This is a genomic window from Neobacillus fumarioli NBRC 102428 (assembly GCF_001591485.1).
In the GTDB taxonomy this organism is placed as follows: Bacteria; Bacillota; Bacilli; order Bacillales; family Cytobacillaceae; genus Neobacillus; species Neobacillus fumarioli.
Genome location: NZ_BCUZ01000124.1, coordinates 1 through 7,709, shown reverse-complemented (window position 1 = coordinate 7,709; position 7,709 = coordinate 1). Strand labels below are relative to the sequence as shown.

5 protein-coding genes and 1 pseudogene are annotated in these 7,709 nt (G+C 41.3%); 3 read left to right on the top strand and 3 right to left on the bottom strand.

What is annotated here, in order from left to right; translation table 11 throughout:
• Positions 1-24: 24 nt before the first annotated feature.
• Positions 25-1,218 (top strand): ornithine--oxo-acid transaminase, encoded by a 1,194-nt coding sequence (locus BFU02S_RS13465; RefSeq protein ID WP_066371606.1) that lies wholly within the window; start codon positions 25-27, stop codon positions 1,216-1,218.
• A 47-nt stretch (positions 1,219-1,265) separates the two neighbouring features.
• Here BFU02S_RS13465 and BFU02S_RS13460 read toward each other — a convergent pair whose 3' ends face one another.
• From BFU02S_RS13460 to BFU02S_RS13450, 3 genes are all read right to left on the bottom strand, one after another.
• Positions 1,266-2,612, bottom strand: a complete 1,347-nt coding sequence (locus BFU02S_RS13460; protein ID WP_066371599.1) for a glucose-6-phosphate isomerase — start codon at positions 2,610-2,612, stop codon at positions 1,266-1,268.
• Between the two features lie 175 nt (positions 2,613-2,787).
• Positions 2,788-3,951, bottom strand: a complete 1,164-nt coding sequence (locus BFU02S_RS13455) for an iron-containing alcohol dehydrogenase (protein WP_066371597.1) — start codon at positions 3,949-3,951, stop codon at positions 2,788-2,790.
• Positions 3,952-4,040: 89 nt separating this feature from the next.
• The gene (locus BFU02S_RS13450; protein ID WP_066371591.1) at positions 4,041-5,024 is read right to left on the bottom strand and encodes a potassium channel family protein; all 984 of its coding nucleotides are present in this window, start codon (positions 5,022-5,024) and stop codon (positions 4,041-4,043) included.
• 125 nt (positions 5,025-5,149) lie between these two features.
• On the opposite strand from BFU02S_RS13450, the pseudogene BFU02S_RS17400 reads away from it, so the two are divergent.
• Both BFU02S_RS17400 and BFU02S_RS13440 read left to right on the top strand, forming a co-directional pair.
• Positions 5,150-6,842: pseudogene (locus BFU02S_RS17400) on the top strand (DUF6044 family protein).
• Positions 6,843-6,934: 92 nt separating this feature from the next.
• Positions 6,935-7,561, top strand: coding sequence for a LysE family translocator (locus BFU02S_RS13440; RefSeq protein WP_066371589.1), 627 nt, complete (start codon positions 6,935-6,937; stop codon positions 7,559-7,561).
• The last annotated feature ends 148 nt before the right edge of the window (positions 7,562-7,709 follow it).

Here is a 7,709-nt window from a genome sequence, read left to right as displayed (position 1 = left end):
GACGTTATGAAAGGGAGGAATTCTATGGATATCACTACCCAAAAGTTAATTGAAAAAACAGAGAAGTATGGCGCTCATAATTACCATCCTCTGCCGATTGTCGTTACCCGTGCTGAAAGAGTGTGGGTGGAAGATCCTGAAGGTAATAAATATATGGATATGCTTAGTGCTTATTCCGCAGTCAACCAAGGCCATCGTCACCCGAAAATTATTCAGGCATTAAAAGAGCAGGCAGATCGGGTTACGCTGACATCCCGTGCTTTTCATAATGACCAACTCGGACCATGGTATGAGAAAATCTGCAAATTAACTAATAAAGAAATGGCGCTTCCGATGAATACAGGAGCTGAAGCGGTAGAAACTGCTTTTAAAGCAGCTCGGCGCTGGGGTTATGATGTCAAAGGTATTGCAGAAAATCAGGCCGAAGTAATCGCGTGCAACGGGAATTTTCATGGCCGGACGATGACAGCAGTTTCGCTTTCATCTGAAGAGGAATACAAACGCGGCTTTGGACCAATGCTCCCTGGAATCAAACTGGTTCCATATGGCGATATTGAGGCACTAGAAGCGGCTATTACGCCAAATACTGCAGCATTTCTAATTGAGCCAATTCAAGGGGAAGCAGGGATCATCATCCCGCCTGAAGGTTATTTGAAAGCAGCTTTTGAATTGTGCAAACAACATAACGTATTATTTATTGCGGATGAAATCCAGGCTGGTTTAGCGCGGACTGGAAAAATGTTTGCCTGTGAGTGGGAAGGCATTGAGCCTGATATGTATATTCTCGGCAAAGCATTGGGCGGAGGTGTATTCCCAATTTCCTGTGTTGTGGCCAATAAAGATATCTTAGGTGTCTTTAATCCGGGATCACACGGTTCAACTTTTGGTGGTAATCCAATGGCTTGCGCCGTATCCATTGCCGCCCTCGATGTTTTAGAGCAAGAAAAGTTAGCCGAAAAATCATTGAAGCTTGGAGAGTATTTTATCGGCAAATTAAAAGAAATCAATAATCCGTTGATTAAAGAAGTACGCGGCCGCGGGCTGTTTATTGGCGTTGAACTAACGGAGCCCGCAAGAAAGTATTGTGAACAATTAATGAACCATGGGCTATTATGCAAAGAAACTCATGATTCAGTCATTCGTTTCGCCCCGCCACTCGTCATTACGAAGGAAGAACTGGATTGGGCACTTGAACGGATTTACAAAGTACTTGGATAGACGTAAAAAAGAGTGCTGATACAAAATTATCAGCACTCTCATTTTTTTTATAAACGCTTTTCGAGTTCGGCTTTTTTGTCCTCGTATCCCGGTTTTCCTAACAGGGCAAACATGTTGACTTTGTATGCTTCAACGCCGGGCTGGTCAAATGGATTGACACCTAGCAGATACCCGCTCATCGCGCAGGCTTTTTCAAAGAAATAAACAAGATAGCCGAAAGTATATTCATCCAATGCTGGGATCGTGACAATCAAGTTTGGCACTCCGCCATCTGTGTGAGCCAGCATCGTTCCTTCGAAGGCTTTGTTATTGACAAAATCAATTGTTTTCCCTGCCAGATAATTTAGGCCGTCCAAATCATTTTCTTCTTTTTCAATCGTCAGTTCACGGCGCGGTTTGTCCAATTTAATAACTGTTTCAAATAAATCGCGGCGGCCTTCTTGCACATATTGTCCAAGTGAATGCAAGTCGGTAGAGAAGTTAGCGGAAGAAGGATAAATGCCTTTTTGGTCCTTGCCCTCACTTTCGCCGAACAGCTGCTTCCACCATTCAGAAAAATATTGCAAGTTTGGCTCGTAATTAATCAGCATTTCAATGGTTTTTCCTTTATTGTAAAGAATGTTTCGAACAGCGGCATATTGGTATGCTTGATTATCCTCCAACTCGGAATGGCTGAAATCATTCGCGGCCTGGGCTGCGCCCTCCATCATTTTATCAATATCAGCACCGCTTACTGCAATAGGAAGTAATCCCACTGCTGTTAAGACGGAATAACGGCCGCCGACATCATCGGGGATGACAAATGATTCGTAACCTTCTTCATTGGCTAGTGTTTTTAAAGCTCCTTTTGCCTTATCGGTGGTTGCATAAATCCGTTTGCGGGCTGCCTCCACACCATATTTTTCTTCCAAAAGCTTACGGAAAATCCGGAATGCAATCGCCGGTTCGGTTGTTGTCCCAGACTTTGAAATCACATTGATTGAGAAGTCTTTGCCTTCAAGAAGATCGATCACATCACTCATATAGCTGGAGCTGATGTTATTGCCGACAAAAATAATTTGCGGAGTGTTTCGTTTTTCTTTCGGAAGCACGTTGTAGAAGGAATGCTTCAGCATTTCAATCGCCGCTCTTGCTCCGAGGTAGGAACCGCCGATCCCGATTACTAGTAGGATGTCGGAATCCGATTGAATTTTTTCAGCGGCTTTCTTGATTCTGGCAAATTCCTCTTTATCGTAATTGGTTGGAAGGTCAATCCATCCTAAAAAGTCGCTGCCCGCCCCGGTTTTTTCATGAAGCGAGTGATGGGCAACTTTCACCGCATCACGTAAGTATGTAAGTTCATGCTCGCCAAAGAAACTTAACGCTTTTGAATAATCAAACCGTACATGTGTCATGTCGCAACCTCCATTATTTTCTTACATTACCCACTTTAACCAATCAGAAGGAGATAATCAAGGATTGTCCTCATATGTAAGCGCACCCATTTTGATAAAAAAAGTAACAAAGTTCGGGACACACTCCCGAACTTTGTTTTTTTATATTCGTCAGCATAAACACCTTGCGCTTTTCTTAAAGTGATGCACGATAGATTTCCAGACAATCTTCGCGATTTAATTTGGCAAAATTGCCGAATTCTCCATTTTCCATTGCACGGTCTGCCATTAGGTCAAGTTTGCTGTCATCGATATGATAATCAGCCAGGCGTGAAGGTGCTCCAATACTGTTCCAAAATTCGCGAAGTTTTTGAATGCCTTCAAGACCAGCTTCTTCCGCGGTTTTACCTTCAGGATTTACGCCAAATACGCGGACTGCAAGTTTTTTAAAGCGCTCTGGTTTTACATGAAGATTGTGCTTCATTACATTTGGGAACAGAATTGCAAGTCCGCCGCCATGCGGAATATCATAGACAGCAGAAACGGCATGTTCAAGATTATGGGTCGCCCAATCTCCTTTGAAGCCCATGTTGATTATGCCGTTTAACGCCATTGTACCACAGTATAGAATTGTTGCCCGATAATCATAATTTTCAAGGTCGTTCAGCAATTTTGGAGCTGTTTCCATTACAGTCAGCAGTAGGGACTCAGCCATACGGTCTTGATATTCTGTATTGTCTTCTACGTGTAAATAGTGCTCAAGTGTGTGTGACATCATGTCGATAATTCCGTAGATTGTTTGATCCTTCGGAACGGTAAACGTATTGACAGGATCGAGTATTGAAAATTTCGGAAAGGTTGCAGGGCTTCCCCAGCCATATTTTTCATTGGTTTCCCAATTCGTGATCACAGACCCGGAGTTCATTTCCGAACCGGTTGCCGCCAATGTCAAAACGGTGCCGAATGGAAGAGCCTCTATAACAGTGGCTTTTTTAATCACGATATCCCAAGGATCTCCGTCGTATTTTGTGCCTGCTGCAATTAATTTGGTGCAGTCGATCACACTGCCTCCGCCAACAGCGAGCAAAAATTCAATTCCTTCCTGCTTGCAAATTTCTACTCCTTTTCGGGCAGTAGTAATTCTTGGATTCGGTTCAACTCCGGGCAGTTCAAATACTTGCGATCCGATTTCTTCCAAGATACCTGTCACATTTTGATAAAGGCCACTTCGTTTAATACTGCCGCCCCCATAAACAAGCAACACTTTTTTGCCATACTTCGGAACTTCTTCTCTTAGATGCTCAAGCTGGTCTTTTCCAAATATTAATTTAGTTGGATTATGGAATATAAAATTTTCCACAATATATCACCATCCTTTTCAATTTTCATTATAGTTGTTGGATGGGAATTTGCAAAAATTAAGTTTCATTAACCCGAGCAGGTGCGTAATTATTTTAAGACAATCAACTGATCTTGAGTATGAATTTGGGTCGAATGAGAAGGGTGCAGCAGTGTTTCCTCTGCTCTTTTAATGCCGATTAATAGGAATCCTTTTGTAAGTAATTCATGGTGGATTTCCTGAAAGGTCTTTCCGATCTCATGTTCCTGAAGAGGAAGCAGGGACAGTCGATTTTCTTCCAACTGATGAACAACATCTGATAACAGTCCTTCGTTATTGCAGTGCAAACTGTTACCCATAAATACGCTAATCAGTTTATTCGATTGTATAATTTCGTCAGCTCCAGCTCTTATAGCGTTGATGACTTGCTCTGCCGTTAAAATTTCCACGATGCATTTTACATTTGGACACAACCCCTTAATGGTGAGCAGAGTCAGGATGCTGTTCATATCAGCTTGAAGTTCCGGGCTGCCGCGGTCAGCCGTGATCAGGACTTTTTTGGCTGTGTCAATATCGCTTTTTAAAATCGTTTCATCTACATGTGCTTTCCCTTTGATAAAATGAACAAATCGCGAATTAACCGGGTTTGCTTCAAGGGTTGAATCAATCAGAATAATCATTTGCGGATCATGGGTATTCATCAGCTTGTTGATTAATTCTCTGGACCGTTCATTCCAGCCGACAATAATCGTATGACCCTTGCCTTTAAAAGAAATTTTCCCTTCGGTGAAATCATTTTGCTTAGAAAAAGCCGAAATGGCCAAAGTTCCAAAATAAGAAGAAACAAAAGCAACACCGAATAAGATTAAAATCAAACCAGTTAATCTTCCCCAAAAAGTATGCGGGACATAATCTCCGTAGCCAACTGTTGAAGCGGTTATAATGGCCCACCAAATCCCGTCATAGACAGAGGGGAAGGTTTTAGGCTCCAGAAAGTGAATTGTGATCCCAAAGCTGAAAAAAACAAATAGAATAATAAGTAGAAAACGAACAAGAAGAGGTAATCTCAAAAAGCTGATATAAAGATTTGCCAATCACTTCACCTCATTTTGTTCCTATTATTCGCAAAAAAGTTTGATCTCATCATTTTTCTCAGACTTATAGGTACTATGGAATAATATACCTGCAAATGGCGAATTTTAAGAGAAAAGAATGAGTAATGGGGTGCCAAAAAAGCGTGATCATCGGAAACAAACAGGAAAAAAGGTGGATTTTCCTCGCGTTCATTGTCCTTGCAGTTTTTCTTTCTCCCCTATTTATACTTCAAGAAAATCCACATATACGTGTCCATGATAATCTGGATTCAAATCTCGCTTAGTACAGAGTGCTGGTAAGAAGCGATGAATTATTTGGCAGTCTAGATGGAGTCATACCACAAATTATAAATGGCTTGCTTTCCAGAAATGCTTTCGGAAGCGAGTTTAGCATGATTGTTTGGTTATATTCCCTCTTTCCTACTATGGTTGCCTATGGGTTAAGCCAAACATTCACAAGGGTAACGGCTTTTGTCGGTATGTATTTATTATTAAAGAAGCACTTCCTTCCGAGAGATAGATGGCTTACACTTAATATCCTGACAGCGATCGCTTTTTCATTACACCATTCTGGCCATCAGGCATGTAAAGTACGCTTGGAATGCCGCTGGTTTTATGGGCTTTTTTGAATATCCGTAACGGTGAGGGATCATTAAAGGACTATCTCGTACTTACATTGCTCCCACTGTATGCCAGTATCGTAGGCTTTTTCTTTTTCCTGAGTGCAATGGCCGTCATTTGGCTTGTGGATGTTTTGCGGGGAAAAGGCTGGAATTTTCGCTTTTTATTTGCAATTGGGTATATGACGATCATTTTCATGCTTGTAGAATACCGATTAGTTTATTCTTTTTTAGTGAAAGGTGAGCCCAATAGCCGTGATGAATATGTTCATGCCTCTTTGCCGCTTTGGCGTGTTTTACGGCTGGCGTTGGAGAACTATGTCCTCGGCCATACCCATGTCATGACAGTTCATACATTGTTTATTTTACCGGCTATATATACTGCCTTTTATTTTGTTTACAAAAAAATCTATGGAAACAAGAGAAGATTTTTGTCCTTTTATTTGTTGTCAACATTTTGTTATCGTTTTGGTATGCTTTTTGGTTCTATAAGGGATGGCTCCCATTAACAAAGCGATTCCATTTTCTAGATACGTTTAATTTTGCACGTTATCATTTTTTGCGGCCGCTGGTCATTTATAGCTGCTTTGCATATGCGTTAAAGATTATTTCGCTTCAAGGCTTTCACTGGGCACGTATTGCCACGGGGGTTGCTGTCATGCAAATCCTTCTGTTAGGGCTGTATAATGATGAAATGATCTATCATCATAAACCAACCGTGAAACAATTTTACGCTGAAGATTTGTTTGCACAAATTAAACAATATATTTCCCTTCCGCAAGAGCAGTATCGCGTTGCCAGTATCGGCATCCATCCAGCGATCGCCCAGTATAACGGTTTTTACACATTGGATACCTACAACAATTTTTATCCATTAAGCTATAAACATCAGTTTAGAAAAATTATGACAAAGGAATTAGCGAAGAATAAATCAATTCGTAATTATTTTGATCATTGGGGCGGCCGCTGTTACATTTTTACTGCCCAGCTTGGAAAAAAGGGACAAATGGTTCAGAAGAATTCGAAACTTCATTTGAAACATTTAGAGTTGAATACGGATGTGTTTAAAGAAATGGGCGGCCGTTATATTTTCTCGGCAGTTCCAATTGATAATGCGTTTGAGAATCATTTGGCATTGGATAAAGTATTTGTGTCGAAAACGTCAGTATGGAAAATTTACCTTTACAAAGTAATGTGAGCTTCCTTTTTCAAGGAAGCTCTTTTTTTGTCCTAATCCGGGGTTTGTCCGAATAAAAATGAGAAAGACAATTTTGGCGGAGGGAATATTAGATGAATGCATTTTTGAGCTATATTTTGTTAGGATTGTCGCTTGCTGCCCCTATTGGTCCGATCAATGCTGCGCAAATTGACCGGGGCATTCGGGGCGGTTTTATGCATTCTTGGTTCATCGGGATTGGTGCAGTTGTAGCGGATGGAATCTATATGCTTATTGTTTACATAGGTGTCGTACGATTTCTTCAAACCCCTTTTATGCAGACGTTTCTTTGGTTGTTTGGCTGTTTTGTGCTGATCTATACCGGTATTGAAACAATCATGAAGGCGGGACAAATTCATTTGGAGAATACAAGAAGCAGTGAGCCGTTAATTAAATCTTTTTTCTCAGGTTTTTTTATGTCGATTTCCAACCCTTTGACGATTCTTTTTTGGTTAGGCATTTACGGATCAGTTCTTGCTAAGACCGCATCTGCCTATGAAAGCAGCCAATTAATGGTTTATAGCAGCGCTATTTTTCTCGGTTTACTCCTTTGGGATATAACAATGGCCGGGGTGGCCAGCAATTTCCGCAAATATTTAACCCCCAAGCTGCTTGTTACAATTTCCCTGCTATCGGGTGTATCAATGATTTGCTTTGGAGGTTATTTTGGGGTACAAGCGTGGGGGAATTTGATTGGATAAAAGAAAGGAAAGACTAGAAGAAGCCCGGGCTATGAAGAACTCGTAAGGGAAAGGTTGCCAATCGGGTGAATTGGCGCCCAAATCCGGTATCAGACCGAGTCTTCGTGCTCCAAACAAGGGTATTGGCCCGCGGATCGGTAAAAAGCTC

Bases quoted from the DNA above. Each gene is read 5' to 3' on its own strand.
- BFU02S_RS13465 (WP_066371606.1), top strand. From the start codon at position 25: ATGGATATCACTACCCAAAAGTTAATTGAAAAAACAGAGAAGTATGGC.
- BFU02S_RS13460 (WP_066371599.1), bottom strand. From the start codon at position 2,612: ATGACACATGTACGGTTTGATTATTCAAAAGCGTTAAGTTTCTTTGGC.
- BFU02S_RS13440 (WP_066371589.1), top strand. From the start codon at position 6,935: ATGAATGCATTTTTGAGCTATATTTTGTTAGGATTGTCGCTTGCTGCC.